The organism is Arthrobacter sp. FW306-1B-G06A (assembly GCF_058781765.1).
The window spans coordinates 24,347-39,552 of sequence record NZ_JBYSXB010000015.1; the positions used below are offsets into that span (position 1 = coordinate 24,347).

The following is a 15,206-nucleotide window of genomic DNA, read 5'->3' on the forward strand; positions in this document are numbered from 1 at the left end:
AGGGAAAAGATGGTCCTGGACCACCGGAGGCTTATCCGCGTTTTTGGCGGATAAGTGTCATGGCCTGGGCCGTGTCAAGCAGAGGCTTAACCCAGGGCTCGTACTCGAACCGGTTCGAGGGGCCGGCGATACTGAGTGCCGCGAATATCTCGCCGGCAGCATTCCGGACGCCGGTGGCCAGGCCATTGATGCCAACGGCGTACTCGCCGATGTTGATTGCATAGCCGCGGTCCCGTATTTCCTGGAACTGCTCGACCAACGCTGCCTTCGTGCGGAGCTTCGAGGGCGATATTCCCTGGGGGAGCTCCCGGTCGGGATAGATCGAATCGACTTCCTCCCTCGACATGTTGGCCAGGAAGTACTTGCCGGATGCGCACGCGAACAGGGGCATCCTGGTACCGATCCGGATCTCTGCGCGCAGGATCTGTCGGCTTTCGAAGCGCTGGACCATGACGGCATGTTTTCCGTGGACCACGGCAAGCGAGACTGCTTCGCCGGACACGTCGGCCAGCTCGCGCATCGGCCGTGCGATAGCACCCCCGAAGCGGACGTTGTCCGGGACAGCTGAGCCGACCTCGAATGCTGTGAGCCCGAGGCCATAGTTTCCGGAGTTGAGTTTCTGGGCGAATCCCTGCTCAACAAGCGTGCTTAGGAGGAGGTGGGCGCTGCTCTTGCCGATCCCGCAAGCCGCCGCCACATCGCTGAGCTTCATTCCTTCGGGCCGCGTGGCAAGGAGCCGCATTATCTGCAGGGCTGAGCTGACCGTGCTCGAAGTTCTCGAAGTGTTCATAATATGCAAACGCCTTTCGTAAGATCCGAATGACCATAGGTAACCTGGGTCACGTTTGCAAGGGGTTCCGGCAAATTTCATGCCTTGATCTTGTGCCGGCCACGCGCATCGTGCGCGTGATAACGAGCGCAATGGACGCCGGACACGGCGAGCCCGCTCCTTAAGGTTGGTGTTACGGAGCGCGGTCTGTCCGGCCTTCGGCCTCACTCATCCCGGCGAAATCCGGCATCGAGCGGCTCCATAACCTGGAGTCATCAACCGAGAAAATTCCTGCAATGGAGCACACTAGAATGCGCATGGTCTGCTCCTAGAATCACCAAACCAGTGAGTGTCGGCCCTTATCCCATGTCTGCGGCTGGGCTCTGGTTCCTCCCGTAGCGGGCGAACAGTGGAGGACGCTTGCAGAGCGAAGCAGAACGTCCGTCTGCCGTCAGGATGGACTGGACTCCCGGCCATTGCTAAGGCTCCAGTCAGTTCTGGACAAGCACTGCAGGGGAGTGCAGGGCTTGTTGCCAGCTAGGCAACTGCGCATACTGCAGGCAGGATGCGCAGAGGCCACTTGCAAGTTAGAGTCCTCGGGCCATTGGCTTCAAACGTTGGCGAGGGCCATATGGCAGACGCAGCCTTCGCTAATGAACGGCCAGGACGGGCGAGGCTCGGGTTCCATGCGCATCCCAGCGCCACTTGGGAGCCGATAACCACCGCGGCTAGCCTGTTCCGCGCCGTCTAGCCTGTTCCACCAGGTCAGCAGCCCACGGGCGAGCTCCGTGCTGGAATCGCATGCCCTCCGGCAACCCCTGGACCGACGCGTTGGGACCGGAAATGTCGATGGTGATCCGGCCCTCGGCCATGGGAGCGTTGGTGATGTGCAGATCTCCGTACGATTCCGGGAGCACCGGATCCATCCAGAGGCCGCCAAGGGCGACATCCGCGTAGTAGCCCATCAGGCTCTTCACCAGATAGATCGGGGTGGTCGCTGCCCACGCCTGCGGCGAGCACGCTGTGGGATAGGGCACTGGTTCGTCGAATTGCTCGCGGCTGAAGCCGCAGAACAGTTCCGGGAGGCGGCCGTTCGAATACTCTGCCGCCTCAAACAGTGCTGTGGAGATCCGCTGCGCTTCCGCTACGAAGCCGTAACGCAGTAGGCCGGCCACGATAATGGCATTGTCATGGGGCCATACGGACCCGTTATGGTAGCTCGCGGGGTTGTAGGCGCCCATGTTGCTCGCCAAGGTTCGCACACCCCAGCCGCTGAACATCTCCGGGGACATCAGCCGTTCAACGACCAGCGGGGCCTTGTCCTCATCGATGAGTCCGAACAACAGTCCGTGCCCCATGTTGGAAGCGCATGCGTCGACCGGTCGCTTCCTGCCGTCCAAGGCGATGGCGTAGTAGCCGCGGTTGGGTAGCCAGAACTGTTCGTTGAACTGCTGTTTGAGCCGTGCCGCGCGATCCCGGTATTTGACGGCCAACTCCACCTCGCCGGCGTCGTAGGCTAGCCAGGAGCGGGCCAAATACGCGCTGTAGACGTAGGCCTGCACCTCGCACAGCGCGATCGGCGGTTCGGCCATCCTGCCGTCCGCAAAGTTGATGCCGTCCCATGAGTCTTTCCAGCCCTGGTTGATCAGCCCGCGGTCGTTGAGTCGGGCATACTCAACGAACCCGTCGCCGTCCTTGTCGCCGTAGTTCCGGATCCAGTCCAGAGCCCGGTCCACATGGGGAATCAGGGCGACGATCGTACCTGTAGCGAAACCCCAACGGCTCAATTCCCCGAACAGAGCCACAAACAGCGGTGTCGCGTCGACGCTACCGTAGTAGGCGGATTTGCCGCCCAGGGCCAGCCCGCTGGAGACGTCAAGTCTGACCTCATGGAGGATCTTGCCCGGCTCCTCCTCGCTCAGCTCGTTCACCACACTGCCCTGGCGGTCCGCCAGCGTCTGGATGGTGCCGAGGGCCAGGGACGGATCTACCGGCAGCGCCATGATGGAAGCCCACAGCGAGTCCCGGCCGAACAGCGCCATGAACCATGGCGCGCCGGCAGCCACCACGATCCTGTCGGGATGGTCAGGATCCTCGATGCGCAGTGCTCCCAAGTCGTCGTAGCTGCGCCGCAAGGTCCGCTCGATGGAGCGATTGCCCATTCGTAGCACCGGAATCTTGGACACCCACTCCTTCCGGCGCAGGTCGCGCGGAGACATTTCGGCCTCGTTGGGACGAACAAACGGCGCCACTGCGCGGGTTCCGTCGATAGTAGGGGCCACGCTCACGCTGGCGCTCCACTGTCCGTGCGGCGGGACAACAGCACGGTACGTCAGGGCCTCCGATGCGACGTCGGCGCCGCTGGCCGACACGACGACGCTCTTCCGGACATCCTGCCACGCGGCCCGGATCGTCAGCGATTCACCGTCGGCTTCGCGGGACTCATCCCAACGCCGCTGGATGCGGGCCTCTTTCACCTCGAAGAGGTCCGCAAAGTCCACCTCGACTTTAAGGCAAACCGTGCACTCGGCAGGGGCCAGCGAGTGGTTCCAGACGGTGATCGTCTCCAGGATTCCGGCACCTACCTCGCGGAGGCGTTCGACGATCAGCGGGCTGTCCGCGTACCCGTCCGAGCGGGGTATGCGGCCAACAAAGAGGGCACGGTAGGGCTCCTTCGTCTTGGCTGCCAGTGGCTCCAAGGGCTCACCATTGACGGTCAGATTCCAGCGGGACAGGATCCGGGTGTCCTCGAAGAAAACCCCGTGAGGGTATTCAGGATGAATATCCCCGTTCGCCGACGAGATGCAGAAGGATGAGCCCTCCACCAACGTGACTGTCCCGGCACCCAGCGGCCCGGCAGCAGTGGCAACATTCCATCCAGCCATCCCGGCTCCTACAAAGGATTAACATCACGGTTTCAGCACCGCTACCGGCACCGCGTGAATGTGCCGACCCATCCATCCCTGCCTTCATTTTCTCCAACCGACGCTACGCCCGTGCACCCGCTGATGCCACCCACTGGTAGAAAAATCGCGCATATCTTCGGCAGGAGCGAGAGGTGTGGTACAAGCTTGATCGCGTCTCAGTTGCGGTCGGCCGGACCTGTAAGCTGTGCTGCTGCGGGCCGCACGAGCGTTTCCTCTTGCGTTTGAGCGCCATCAATGTCTTCGCCGCCGGTTTTGCGTTCACAGCTCCCGCTCGGCACGCAGCGGACTCCAGTCTGCTGAGGATCCGTGGCGCTGGGTTGCAACCGTAGCACCGGATAGTGGGTACCCTTTGGACCCGACATGTTAGGTTTCAAAAGCGCCTGGCTCTCGGCGGTGATCATTGGACTACGCGGACGGATTGGCAGTCGCGGAAGTGGAATGCTGTCCTTTCATTTAGATCGCCACGTATCCAGATGACGAGGCCGTCGCTTGTCCTGGACTCGACCGTTCCGACAGTGTCCTTAGTGCCGCGCCCTCGAAATGATACGAGGTCGCCGGGGCTGAGACTCGTCCAAATCAACAGGGGGTGTTGCTCCGCTTCTTCGTGATGCTGGTCTTTTACCAGGTACGGGTCGCCTTGTTGTGGCTCGGTCACGTGGCTGTCCTTTTCGAGTTGAGGGCACAGGATACGGGTGCTTGCGTGGGCTGTCTGGGACGCGTCTGCCGGCTCTGATTCAGAGTAAGTCGAGTTCACGGGTGAGGCCGAACGGGACGTCGGGGCTGAGGGCGACCTCGAAGGTGGTGTGGTCGAACCTGGTTACGAGAATGCCGCGATCTGTCGCTTCCCTGCGTAGCCGGGCGCACGTCTGCTCAAGTTGCCGGTCCCTTGATGCGGGGTCGTCAACTTTGACGGTGATCCTTGAGGCTGTTGTGGGCATGGTGGCTCTCGTTCTTCTTTTCAATTCGGGGCTCTCATGGACGTGAAAATTGCTTGGACGTCCCGTTGATGGGCCAGATCTCGTGTTTATTGTTTTTTTGGAAGCCTTCGGGTGCGCGTTCGGATTTCCTGGGCGGCACTTGCGTCGCTGCCGGCCATGCACCTATTGAGGTTGCTGAAAGAGTATGCGCAGCCCCACGCCCTGGGGGCGGTGGATCGCAGCTCAGGCCTGGTCTGCGCTGCCTGGTCCTGGTTTGGTCCGACGTTTCTGCAGGGCGTCGAGGTCGTTTGCCACGAGCTCCAGTGCTCTGGATCGGTTGAGAAGGGCGCTCTTGCGCCTGGTGCGCTCTGCTGCCCGGACGCTGCCTGGCCCCGGCCGGGACCGGCCCTGTTCCGGCGATCCCGTTTGACGTAACGGGTCGAAGAATAGCGGCATCTCGGGGGTGGTTGACATGGATTCTTCACCTCAATTTTTTGGATTCTCGTCTGGTCGGCCAATGTCTGCACAGGGGGCGGCACCGGAACCAAACCGCGGCCCCGCCCCTGCCCAGGACGCAGGGGGAGCTACTGGATGGGCCCGTTCAGGGCTTTCCTGGGTCCAGACCTCGTAGTTGCTGGGTTTGTCGTAGAGCTGGCGGGTGTTCACGCCATCTGCCGCGATCCAGATATGGTCCCCCTCAGATGACACAGCTTCAACCACCCCTGTCGCCACCCGCTGTGCCGAGAGTCGCACCTCCACGAGGCGTCCCACTAGCCCGGACCAATCTTCTCGGAGTGCGAGGGGGCTGTCCGCCGGGAAAACTTTCCGATTTACGGTGTACATAACCGCTTACCAGCCGCGTTGGGCGAGGCGGTGGGGCTCCGGGATTTCCTCGACGTTGATGCCCACCATGGCTTCGCCGAGGCCGCGGGAGACCTTGGCGATGACGTCGGGGTCGTCGAAGAAGGTGGTGGCCTTCACGACGGCGGCGGCACGCTGGGCCGGGTTGCCGGACTTGAAGATGCCCGAACCGACGAACACGCCGTCCGCACCGAGCTGCATCATCATCGCAGCGTCGGCCGGGGTGGCGATGCCGCCGGCGGTGAACAGGACGACGGGGAGCTTGCCGGTCGCGGCGACCTCCTTGACCAGTTCGTACGGCGCCTGCAGCTCCTTGGCCGCAACGTAGAGCTCGTCCTCGGGCAGGGTGGAGAGGCGGAGGATCTCGGCGCGGATCTGGCGCATGTGGGTGGTGGCGTTGGAGACGTCCCCGGTGCCGGCCTCGCCCTTGGAACGGATCATGGCCGCGCCCTCGTTGATACGGCGCAGCGCCTCGCCGAGGTTGGTGGCACCGCAGACGAAGGGAACGGTGAAGTTCCACTTGTCGATGTGGTGGGTGTAGTCGGCCGGGGTCAGGACCTCGGACTCGTCGAGGTAGTCCACGCCCAGGGACTGCAGGACCTGGGCTTCGACGAAGTGGCCGATGCGGGCCTTGGCCATGACGGGGATGGACACGGCGGCGATGATCGCGTCGATCATGTCCGGGTCCGACATGCGGGACACGCCGCCCTGGGCGCGGATGTCGGCGGGCACGCGCTCGAGCGCCATCACGGCCACGGCACCGGCATCTTCGGCGATGCGGGCCTGCCCGGCGTTGACGACGTCCATGATGACGCCGCCCTTGAGCATCTCCGCCATGCCCCGCTTCACCCGGCTGGTGCCCGTGGTCGGAATGGCGGTTCTGTGGGGGTTTGGTTCCATGGCTTTGACCTCTTGACTGAGCGGGAGGGAATAGTGATTCAATTCCCTCCCGCTTGCTGTAACGGGACTTAGACGGCGGCTGTTTCGTGGACGATGGCAGGGCCTGGCAAGTCGGGGAAGGCGTCGGCGACCCCCTGATATAAGATCCGGCCATCGCGGGTGTTGACGCCGCGGGCGAGAGCGGGATTGGCAGCCAGCGCGGCCTCGACGCCGGCGCCCGCGATCTGCCGGATGAAGGGCGCCGTCGCGTTGGTAAGGGCGCGCGTGGATGTCTGCGGGACGGCACCGGGCATGTTGGCCACGCAGTAGTGGCGGATGCCGTCCACTTCAATGATGGGGTCCTCGTACGTCGTCGGCCGCGATGTCTCGAAAGCCCCGCCCTGATCGATCGCAACGTCGATAAGGAGGGCGTCGGGGCGGAGAATGGCGAGTTGCTCCCTGGTGATCACCTTAGGTGCGGCCCGGCCGGGGACCAGGACTGCGCCAATGACGACATCGGCCTGCGCAAGCTCGGAAGCGAGGGTCGCGGGGTCCGACATCAAGATGCGCGCGCGCCCTGCGAAAAGCGCGTCGAGTTGGCGGATCCGCTGGGCGGACATGTCAAGAACCGTGACTTCGGCCTGCAAACCGAGAGCGATGAGTGCGGCCTGGGTGCCGACCGCGCCGCCTCCGATGACTAGCACCCGGCACGGCGCCACACCGGGAGATCCGCCCAACAACAGGCCGGGGCCGCCTCCTTGGCGGGTCAGGTGAGTTGCGGCGGCGTGGGCGGCAAGGCGCCCGGCGATCTCGCTCATCGGCGCGAGCAGGGGCAGGCCACTGCCGTCTTGCACGGTCTCGTAGGCGATGCCGAGAGTCTTGGCTTCCAGCAGCGCTTCGGTGAGAGGCCGATCCGCGGCCAGATGCAGGTAAGTGAACAGCGTGAGATCGGGGCGGAGGAACTGGTACTCCGACGCGATGGGCTCCTTGACTTTCACGAGCAGCTCGGCACTCGCCCATGCCTCAGCCTGGCTCGCAAGCTGGGCGCCTGCCAGCACGTACTGCTCGTCCCCGAACCCGGCAGCGGTGCCCGCGTCCCGTTCAACGAAGACGGTGTGGCCGTCCTGCACCAGCACGGCGACACCAGCGGGGGTGAGACCGACGCGGTCTTCCTTGGTCTTGATTTCCTTGACGGTTGAGATACGCATTGTGGATGTCCTTCAGTACTATCGGGTGGTAGTTAGTGGGTGCCGCGGCGCGCGACGTTGTAGAAGCGCATTTCCTGGTATTCGTCGAGTCCTTCTGCGCTGCCCTCACGTCCCAGGCCGGATTGCTTGACGCCGCCGAAGGGTGCTGCGGCGTTGGAGGGTACGCCTTGGTTGATCCCGACTATGCCGGTTTCGAGGGCGTCGGCGACGTTGAGCGCCCGGTCGAGGTTCTCGGTGAATACGTAGCCGGCGAGTCCGAATTCGGTCGCGTTTGCACGGCGGATTACGTCGGCTTCTGTGCTGAAGCGCTGGATCGCGGCGATGGGACCGAAGATCTCGCTTCTGGCGATGTCGGCTGTCGCATGGATATTGTCGAGCACAGTCGGCTGGAAGAAGTTGCCGGGACCGGCGATGGCGTGGCCGCCTGTGTGCACGCTCGCCCCGCGGATGACCGCGTCGTCGACGAGTTGTCGCATGCTTGCTACCGCGCGGTGGTCGATGAGCGGGCCGAGATCGACCTCGTCGGCGAGTCCGTCGCCGACACGGGCCGCGGCCATCTTCTCGACCAGGCCTTCGACGAATGCGTCGGCGATGCCTTCCTGGACGTAGATGCGGTTGGCGGCGATGCACGACTGGCCGCCGTTGCGCATTTTGGCAGCGTAAGCGCCGTTGACTGCCCGTTCGAGATCCGCGTCCTCGAACACGATCAGGGGTGCGTTGCCGCCGAGCTCCATCGAGGTCCGCAGGACGTTCTGCGCAGCAAGACGTAGAAGTGTCTTGCCCACACCGGTGGACCCGGTGAACGAGACCTTGCGCACCCGGTCGTCGGCGAGGACTGCTTCGCTGAAAGCCGAAGGATTGGTGGTGGCGACAATCTGAATGAGATCAACCGGTACACCGGCCTGCCTCGCCAGATTGACCGCGTAGTAGGTGGTCAAGGGCGTGAGGGTGGCCGGCTTGATCACCACGGGGCAACCGGCAGCCAAGGCGGGCGCTATCTTGCGGGTGGCCATTGCCAGTGGGAAGTTCCAAGGGGTGATCAGCACGGACAGTCCGACGGGGGCGCGTCGGGTGAGCAGGGTTCCGCCGCCGGCTGGCACGTCGCGGACGTTGCCGGCGCCGCGGACTGCTTCCTCCGCGTACCATCGGACGAAATCGCTCCCATAACTGACCTCAGCGCGGGCTTCAGCCAGGGGTTTGCCCATCTCGCGTGTGATGAGCAGGGCGATGTCCTCGGCGTTCTCGATGATCAGGTCGTACCAGCGGCGCAGGATGTCAGCACGCTGGCGCGGGGTGCGCGCGGCCCACTCTTGTCCTGCGGCGTGGGCGGCTGATACCGCTTCCAGCGCCTCGGCCGGGTGGGCGTCGGGCACCTGGGCGATGACTTCGTCCGTGGCCGGGTCCGTAACACCGAATACGTTGCTGCTGCCGGGCAGATCCAGGCGGGCAAGGACCGCATCGGCGGCGGCCGCCCGGTCCGGGTTCGCCCTGGCCAGCGGCGTGCCTGTCTTGGTGGTCGGGTTCGTGGTCACTTGGCTTCCTCCTCGGACAAGACATGGTCTATGGCGTCGACAAAGCCCTTGAGCTCGTCGTCTGTGGTGATGAACGGGGGGCTGATCTGCAGTGTGTTGCCGCGCAGGGGACGGGAAATGTACCCCAGCTCCAACAGGGCGTCCGCGGCCTTCTCGGCGGTGATGCTGTCGTCGAGCGTGACACCGCCGAGGAAGCCTGCGACGCGGACTTGGCGGACACTGGCCCGGCGTGCGGCGAGTTGTTTGAGTTCGCTGCTCAACTGCTGCTCTAGTTCCGAGGACCGAGCCAAGAGGTTGTCTTTTTCCAGGACGTCCAGGTTGGCCATGGCAACGGCGCAGGCCGTTGCATGGCCGGCGTAGGTGGCGCCGTGACGGAAGATCGGAGTGGCCGGGTCATCGATGTAGAACGGCTGCCAGATCTTCGGTGCGACCAGCACTCCACCAAGGGGTGCGTAGCCGGAGGTGACGCCCTTGGCGAAGGTCACGAGGTCCGGTTCCAAACCGAAACGTTCGGCGGCGAACATTGTGCCGGTACGGCCGAAACCTGTGATGACTTCGTCGAGGATGAACAAGATGTCGTGCTCGCGGCACAACTGCTGGACGGTTTCGAGGTATCCGGGAACGGGCGGGTTGACGCCTCCGGTGCCCTGGATGGGTTCAGTGACGAAAGCGGCGATGTTGTCCGCCCCCAGTTCGGCGATGGTTCTGGCGAGGGCGTCGGCGTCGTGGACGGGGACGCGTGCGGTTTCCGGGACGAGTGACTCGGTGCCGTAGCCCTCGCGGTTGAAGTCCAGTCCGGCGATGCTGGTGCCGTAGGCGTGCAGGCCGTGGTAGGCGTGCTCACGGCTGAGGATGATGGTCTTTGTGGTGCGGCCTTCGCGCTGCCAGTGTCGGCGGGCGAGCTTGCAGGCGACGTCGATGGCGTCTGAGCCGCCTGAGTTGAGAATGATCTTCGGATCGTCGATGGGGGACAGCCCGGCGAGGCGCTCGGCTAGCCCGATCGCCTGGTCGTTGGCGAACCTGGCGAAGATGTGGTAGGTCTCAAGCTTCAGCATTTGGGCGTGGGCGGCTTCGGCGATCGCGGGGTGGGAGTGGCCGATGTTCGCGTGCCAGAGGCCGGCGGTGCCGTCGAAGAGGCGGCGGCCGTCGGTGGTTTGCAGGTAGCAGCCTTCGCCCCGCTCGATGACGATCTGTCGTCCGAGGATGGACGGGATGTGCGCCTGGGCAGACCATAGGGCGGGCCCTTGGAGGACGCGGGGGTTGGTGGACATGGTTGTTCCTTTCGTGTCGGAGGTGTGTGGGCGTCAGCGGGCGGTGTAGCCGCCGTCGACCGGGATGCAGGCGCCGGTAATGTAGGCCGCTTGCTCCGAGGCAAGGAAGCTGACGGTGGCGGCGACGTCGGCAGGGGCGGCGAGGCGGCCGAGGGGGATGGCGGTGACAACGTCACGGTCTGTCTGCTCAGGGTCGGCCTGGGCGTTGACCCAGTCGTCGTAGAGCGGGGTGCGGGCCATGCCCGGAGCGACGGCGTTGACGCGGATGTTGCGGTGGGCGAGCTCCACTGCTGCGGCAGTGGTGAGTGCATTGATTGCGCCCTTGGTGGCGCTGTAGATGCTCATCGTTGGCACTCCGACAGTCGCCAGACGCGAGCTGATGTTGATGATGGCTCCGCCCCGGTCCATCCGTTTGGCGCCTTCCTGCAGCACCGCGATAGCGGCAATGGTGTTGACCTCGAATACTTTGCGGATCTCGTCCAAGGGCACATCGAGCAAGTCGCCGGTGTGGTCCTGGGCGGCGTTGTTGACGACCACGTCGAGCCGCCCGTAGGTCTGGACAGCCGCATCGGCCAGGGCTGCGGGGGCTCCGTCGGCCGTTAGGTCCAGGGCGATGAAGGTGGCGTTATCGCCCAACTCCTCCTGAACCTTCATGCCCCGTTGGTGGTCCCGGCCCGTGATCACCACATTGAAACCGTCGGCGTGCAAGCGGCGCGCGATGTCATGACCGATCCCCGAGGTGGACCCGGTGACGATGGCGGTGCGGCGCGTCACCGGTTGGCTCCGATCACGTCGACCGCGCGCTTGAGCCGGGCCACGCCCTCATCGATCCGCTCGGGCGTGGATGTGGCAAAGCACAGGCGCAGCGCATTGCGGAAATTTCCGGCAGCGGAGAAGGCGGGGCCAGGTATGTAGGCCACGCCCTCGGCAAGCGCGGTATCGAACAAGGCCGTGGTGTCGACCTCCTCGTCGGCGAAGGTGAGCCACAGGAAGAACCCACCTTCGGGATCGGTGGCGCGGACGGCGTCGCCGAAATGGCGCACTAACGCAGCCTGCATGGCCTCCTTACGCTGGCCGTAGAGGCCGCGCACACGGTCGAGGTGAGGCTGGAGGTGATCGCCGGCCAGAAAATCCGTGACGGTCTGCTGGGTGGGCACGCTCGTGCAGGTGTCCATGGCTTGCTTCGCGTTGATCAGCAGCGGCTGCAGGCTCGGATCAGCGTCGACCCAGCCGATCCGCAATCCGGGTGCGAGGATCTTTGAGAAGGTACGCACCGAGAACACCCTGGGGTTTCCAGGGTCGATTTGGCTGAATTCAGGGATTGGACTGCCGCCGAACCGCAGCAGACCGTAGGGGTCGTCGTCGATGATGACCGCGCCCCATTGGCCCGCGAGCTCGAGGAGCTGCTCGCGGCGCCGCTCTGATTGAGTGACACCGGAGGGGTTCTGAAAATTCGGGATCGTGTAGATCGCCTTGGGCCTCCGCCCGGCCTGCGCGACGAGATCCGGCAGCGCTTCCACGATCAGACCGTGCTCGTCCAGCGGCGCCTCCAGCAGATCGGCACCGTAGGACCGGGCGGTAGCGTTGCCGTTGGTGTAGGTGGGACCCTCGACGATTACGAGATCACCGGGATCGACGAACAGCTTGCACGCCAGATCCAGGCCCTGCATGCCGCCGGTGGTGACGAGGATCCGGTCGCTGCTGCTGATGATTCCATGGTCAGCTTGGAGTTTGAGGATCTGCTCGACCAGCGCCGGCTCGCCTTCCGTGGCTCCATAGCTGTACTTGCCGGGCACCAGGTGGGCGGCATAGTGGTCGAGGAGATCGACAGGCATGAGCTCGTCGCTGGGAGCGCCCATCGCAAATCGGACGATGTCGTGAGTCTGGCGTGCGAGAAGAGTTGTCGACGAGTCGATGATCGATCCCTTGAGATCGGATGCCCGGTGGGCAAGTGATAGTGGACTGCCGGTCATTCTGTCCTCCGTGGGGTTGGCTTTATGAATCCAAGCTATGGCCAATGACGTCGCAGTAAAAGCGACGATTAATGACATTGAAGCGTTAGCGATTCTGACAAGTCGTTGGCCCGGCCTTGAACCTCCTCGCACCTCCTTGCACGCGATGATTCAACTCCAATGAGCTGCGCCGTCCCCCAGCGGCGTTGGGCAGTCGCGGTGCAGCTTCCACCGTGAACCCCTTGGGTCCCTGGCGAATCCGTCAATGACTTGTCCCGAATCAAGGGCGTAAGCGCCGGTGTCGGCGGCAGAGCCGACGGCAAGACGGGTTACTCTAGCCGCATGCTGGATGTTCACCGACTGGTACTGCTGCGCGAAGTGAAGCTACGGGGAAGCATCACCGCCGCCGCTCGGGCGCTCTCCTACACCCACTCCGCGGTCTCTCAACAACTCGGGCTGCTCGAGAAGGAAGCCGGTGTCCCACTGTTGGAAAGGGTCGGACGCGGTGTCCGGTTGACCCCGGCGGCCGAAGATCTCGCCCGCCACGCAGAGAGCATTCTCGCCATCCTCGAGCACGCCGAAGCGGATCTCGCGGCCAGCGATACGGCAGTTCGGGGAACGTTGCGGCTGGCCGCTTTCACGACAATCAGCCGCACCACGGTGCCTCAAGTGATCGAGACGCTAAAGCGGCAACATCCGGCGCTGGATACCCGTTTCCGGCAGGTCGAGCCTGAGGAAGGGCTGTTGCTGCTGTCCTCGCGTCGCATCGATGTGCTCGTGGCAGACAGTTATGACGCCTACGAATCCGTCCGCCCGGATTTTCACACCGATCTGCTCATGCACGACCCGGTCCGCGCTTACCTGCCGGACGACGACGGCCTGGACCCCTTGGAGGCGCGACGGCACGTTCGCTGGGTACTGGAACCCAGCGGCACTGAAGCCCACGCCTGGGCGTTGAAGCTATGCCGGGAACATGGTTTCGAACCCGACGTCGCCTACGAGTCTTCCGACCTGCTGTTCCACCTGCATATGGTCGAGGCAGGACTAGCCGCAGCGTTCCTGCCCGACCTCCTCGTTCGGGACGCCCGCGCACAACTCGCACCGTCCGCCCTGCTCGGCACGCACCAGCACCGGAGCATTTCGCTGATCTGCCGAGCCGGAGCGGAACGACGCCCCTCGACGGCGGCCTGCCGCGACGCCTTTGTTCACCATCTCACGCAATAGCCGTTGTACTGAGAAAATTGGAGCTGCAGGGCGCTACGACGCCTATCGCAAATCACGCCCGGCTCGCATGATGCTTTCTCGCGGCGTCATGCCGCTCCTCATCGAGCCCGCGCGATCTGGCCCGGCGAAGAGAAAGTCGGTACAAAGTTTGCCTGGTGACGAGGTCCTCCACTGGCCGTTCAATAGCAGTGGTCCGATTCACGCGGGCGGCGTGACGCGCTCGAAAAAGGACCCTCGCTGTGTCGGGTTCTGCCGGGTCAACACTTTGCTTGACGGTCACTAAGACCGGCCACTCATCCGAGTCAATCCATGGAGCCTCAGATACAGCCTCATGACTGGGCAGGGTTCCCGACGAATTGAGGGGCTTTCGCCAAGTAACTGCTCCGGTCAAGTACACGCGCCGCTGCGAGGTAGCCCGTAAGCATGGCTGTAGCTACACGGTGAACGGCAGCGTCGTCGGGAATGAATGTGCTCGTGTGGAGATTGCCGTTGGCAGCAAAGGTACCTGAAAAAATCATTACCGCTCGTGCGGCGGAGGCATAAAAGGCGAAGTCATCAGCACCGTAAGAGCGGAATTCCCGCAATTCGTTCCCTTGCGACTCCAGATGCCGTGCGATTTCGGTTGCGATTTCGGAGTCATTTTCCAGAATCGGCTCTCCTCTGCTGATCTCCAACCGTGCACTGCAGTCGTGGGCCGTGGCCACCCCGTTTGCTATTTGTTGCAGACGTTCATGGATCATCTGCCGTTGCGATTCCGACATCGTGCGGATGGTCCCGGTTAGTATCGCTTCGCCGGAAATCGCATTGGGGCTGCCGCCACCATTGATGGTACCAACAGTCAGCACGGCGGACAGCGTTGGATCGATATTGCGTGCAACGATCTGCTGGCACGACATGACGAAAGCGCTAGCGGCAAGCACAACATCAGAAGAGTGATGAGGGTAAGCGCCGTGCGAGGGCACACCACTGAGAGTTAGTTTAAACTCATCTGCTGCCGCGTTGACGGGCCCTGGTGAACACGAGTAGGCGAGGGAGTTCAGTGCTGGCTGTAGGTGCGCACCTATAACTGTCCGGATCTGATGCTTCTCCAAGACTCCGGCCGTTACAACGTCTCGCGCTCCCGACTCGCCGAGTTCCTCCCGCGGCTGGAGAATTCCCACCAACGGGACAGGCGGGGGCGTCATCGCAGCAACGGTGCGCGCGACCGCTATGAAGGCCGCCATGTGCACGTCGTGTCCACAGGCGTGCATGGCTCCATTTGTGGAAGCCCATGGGAGTTCCGTCTGTTCAATGATTGGCAAAGCATCCATCTCGGCCCTGATGGCCACAGAAGCCCCTTCGCCGCCCAAGCGGACAACCCCGATATTGCCTTCCAACGTCTCCTTGCGGAATGAGTTTGGTAGCTCGTCCATCAACGTGGAAAGGGTGTCGCCTTCATCACCTGAAACGCGCGGCTGCTGGTGCAGTCGCTTAAGCAACCCCTCAACGGCCTGGACTTCAACGGACAGGAGGTCAAACGCGGATCCGGCATCGAAGTCTGTCTGTCTGCTGGTGCCAGCTCTGGGCAGTGACGACATTTCTATTCCCCTTTTTTGGTAAGTCTCAGACTGCTTCAACGAAAGAGTCTTCCCGATGATCACGGCGTTCGGCGGGGTTAGGGCCGGGG

The 15,206-nt window shown here is 63.5% G+C and carries 12 protein-coding genes; 1 reads left to right on the top strand and 11 read right to left on the bottom strand.

Going from position 1 to position 15,206, the window contains the following annotated elements:
* Nucleotides 1–31 precede the first annotated feature (31 nt).
* From AC3WJM_RS09800 to AC3WJM_RS09845, 10 genes are all read right to left on the bottom strand, one after another.
* Nucleotides 32–790, bottom strand: a complete 759-nt coding sequence (locus AC3WJM_RS09800; RefSeq protein ID WP_492271769.1) for an IclR family transcriptional regulator — start codon at nucleotides 788–790, stop codon at nucleotides 32–34.
* Nucleotides 791–1,497: 707 nt separating this feature from the next.
* On the bottom strand, nucleotides 1,498–3,654 hold the full coding sequence (locus tag AC3WJM_RS09805) for an amylo-alpha-1,6-glucosidase (protein WP_492271770.1): 2,157 nt from the start codon (nucleotides 3,652–3,654) through the stop codon (nucleotides 1,498–1,500).
* A gap of 776 nt (nucleotides 3,655–4,430) precedes the next feature.
* A complete protein-coding gene (locus tag AC3WJM_RS09810; RefSeq protein WP_492271771.1) occupies nucleotides 4,431–4,634 on the bottom strand; it encodes a hypothetical protein in 204 nt (67 codons plus the stop codon).
* Between the two features lie 222 nt (nucleotides 4,635–4,856).
* Nucleotides 4,857–5,087 (bottom strand): hypothetical protein, encoded by a 231-nt coding sequence (locus AC3WJM_RS09815; protein ID WP_492271772.1) that lies wholly within the window; start codon nucleotides 5,085–5,087, stop codon nucleotides 4,857–4,859.
* 375 nt (nucleotides 5,088–5,462) lie between these two features.
* On the bottom strand, nucleotides 5,463–6,374 hold the full coding sequence (pdxS, locus tag AC3WJM_RS09820) for a pyridoxal 5'-phosphate synthase lyase subunit PdxS (RefSeq protein ID WP_492271773.1): 912 nt from the start codon (nucleotides 6,372–6,374) through the stop codon (nucleotides 5,463–5,465).
* Nucleotides 6,375–6,442: 68 nt separating this feature from the next.
* The gene (ald, locus tag AC3WJM_RS09825; RefSeq protein ID WP_492271774.1) at nucleotides 6,443–7,561 is read right to left on the bottom strand and encodes an alanine dehydrogenase; all 1,119 of its coding nucleotides are present in this window, start codon (nucleotides 7,559–7,561) and stop codon (nucleotides 6,443–6,445) included.
* Nucleotides 7,562–7,593: 32 nt separating this feature from the next.
* Nucleotides 7,594–9,093, bottom strand: a complete 1,500-nt coding sequence (locus AC3WJM_RS09830) for an NAD-dependent succinate-semialdehyde dehydrogenase (protein WP_492271775.1) — start codon at nucleotides 9,091–9,093, stop codon at nucleotides 7,594–7,596.
* Nucleotides 9,090–10,364 carry an aminotransferase family protein gene (locus AC3WJM_RS09835; protein ID WP_492271776.1) on the bottom strand — a complete coding sequence of 425 codons (1,275 nt, stop codon included), beginning with the start codon at nucleotides 10,362–10,364 and terminating at the stop codon, nucleotides 9,090–9,092. Before AC3WJM_RS09835 ends, AC3WJM_RS09830 begins: the two co-directional genes overlap by 4 nt.
* Nucleotides 10,365–10,397: 33 nt before the next feature.
* Nucleotides 10,398–11,138, bottom strand: coding sequence for an SDR family NAD(P)-dependent oxidoreductase (locus tag AC3WJM_RS09840; protein ID WP_492271777.1), 741 nt, complete (start codon nucleotides 11,136–11,138; stop codon nucleotides 10,398–10,400).
* Entirely contained in the window at nucleotides 11,135–12,337 is a 1,203-nt protein-coding gene (locus AC3WJM_RS09845) for an aminotransferase-like domain-containing protein (RefSeq protein WP_492271778.1), read from the bottom strand. The genes AC3WJM_RS09840 and AC3WJM_RS09845 overlap by 4 nt, the downstream gene beginning before the upstream one ends.
* 321 nt (nucleotides 12,338–12,658) lie before the next feature.
* Between AC3WJM_RS09845 and AC3WJM_RS09850 the strand changes: the two genes are divergently transcribed.
* Entirely contained in the window at nucleotides 12,659–13,540 is an 882-nt protein-coding gene (locus AC3WJM_RS09850) for a LysR family transcriptional regulator (RefSeq protein WP_492271779.1), read from the top strand.
* A gap of 329 nt (nucleotides 13,541–13,869) precedes the next feature.
* Here the strand turns inward: AC3WJM_RS09850 and AC3WJM_RS09855 are convergent, their stop codons facing one another.
* Nucleotides 13,870–15,117, bottom strand: coding sequence for a M20 metallopeptidase family protein (locus AC3WJM_RS09855; protein WP_492271780.1), 1,248 nt, complete (start codon nucleotides 15,115–15,117; stop codon nucleotides 13,870–13,872).
* Between the last annotated feature and the right edge of the window lie 89 nt (nucleotides 15,118–15,206).

What these genes read in the sequence shown, in the direction of transcription:
- AC3WJM_RS09835 (WP_492271776.1), bottom strand. Translation starts at nt 10,364, where the DNA reads ATGTCCACCAACCCCCGCGTCCTCCAAGGGCCCGCCCTATGGTCTGCC.
- AC3WJM_RS09845 (WP_492271778.1), bottom strand. Translation starts at nt 12,337, where the DNA reads ATGACCGGCAGTCCACTATCACTTGCCCACCGGGCATCCGATCTCAAG.
- AC3WJM_RS09810 (WP_492271771.1), bottom strand. Translation starts at nt 4,634, where the DNA reads ATGCCCACAACAGCCTCAAGGATCACCGTCAAAGTTGACGACCCCGCA.
- AC3WJM_RS09815 (WP_492271772.1), bottom strand. Translation starts at nt 5,087, where the DNA reads ATGTCAACCACCCCCGAGATGCCGCTATTCTTCGACCCGTTACGTCAA.
- AC3WJM_RS09850 (WP_492271779.1), top strand. Translation starts at nt 12,659, where the DNA reads ATGCTGGATGTTCACCGACTGGTACTGCTGCGCGAAGTGAAGCTACGG.
- pdxS (WP_492271773.1), bottom strand. Translation starts at nt 6,374, where the DNA reads ATGGAACCAAACCCCCACAGAACCGCCATTCCGACCACGGGCACCAGC.
- AC3WJM_RS09805 (WP_492271770.1), bottom strand. Translation starts at nt 3,654, where the DNA reads ATGGCTGGATGGAATGTTGCCACTGCTGCCGGGCCGCTGGGTGCCGGG.
- AC3WJM_RS09855 (WP_492271780.1), bottom strand. Translation starts at nt 15,117, where the DNA reads ATGTCGTCACTGCCCAGAGCTGGCACCAGCAGACAGACAGACTTCGAT.
- ald (WP_492271774.1), bottom strand. Translation starts at nt 7,561, where the DNA reads ATGCGTATCTCAACCGTCAAGGAAATCAAGACCAAGGAAGACCGCGTC.
- AC3WJM_RS09800 (WP_492271769.1), bottom strand. Translation starts at nt 790, where the DNA reads ATGAACACTTCGAGAACTTCGAGCACGGTCAGCTCAGCCCTGCAGATA.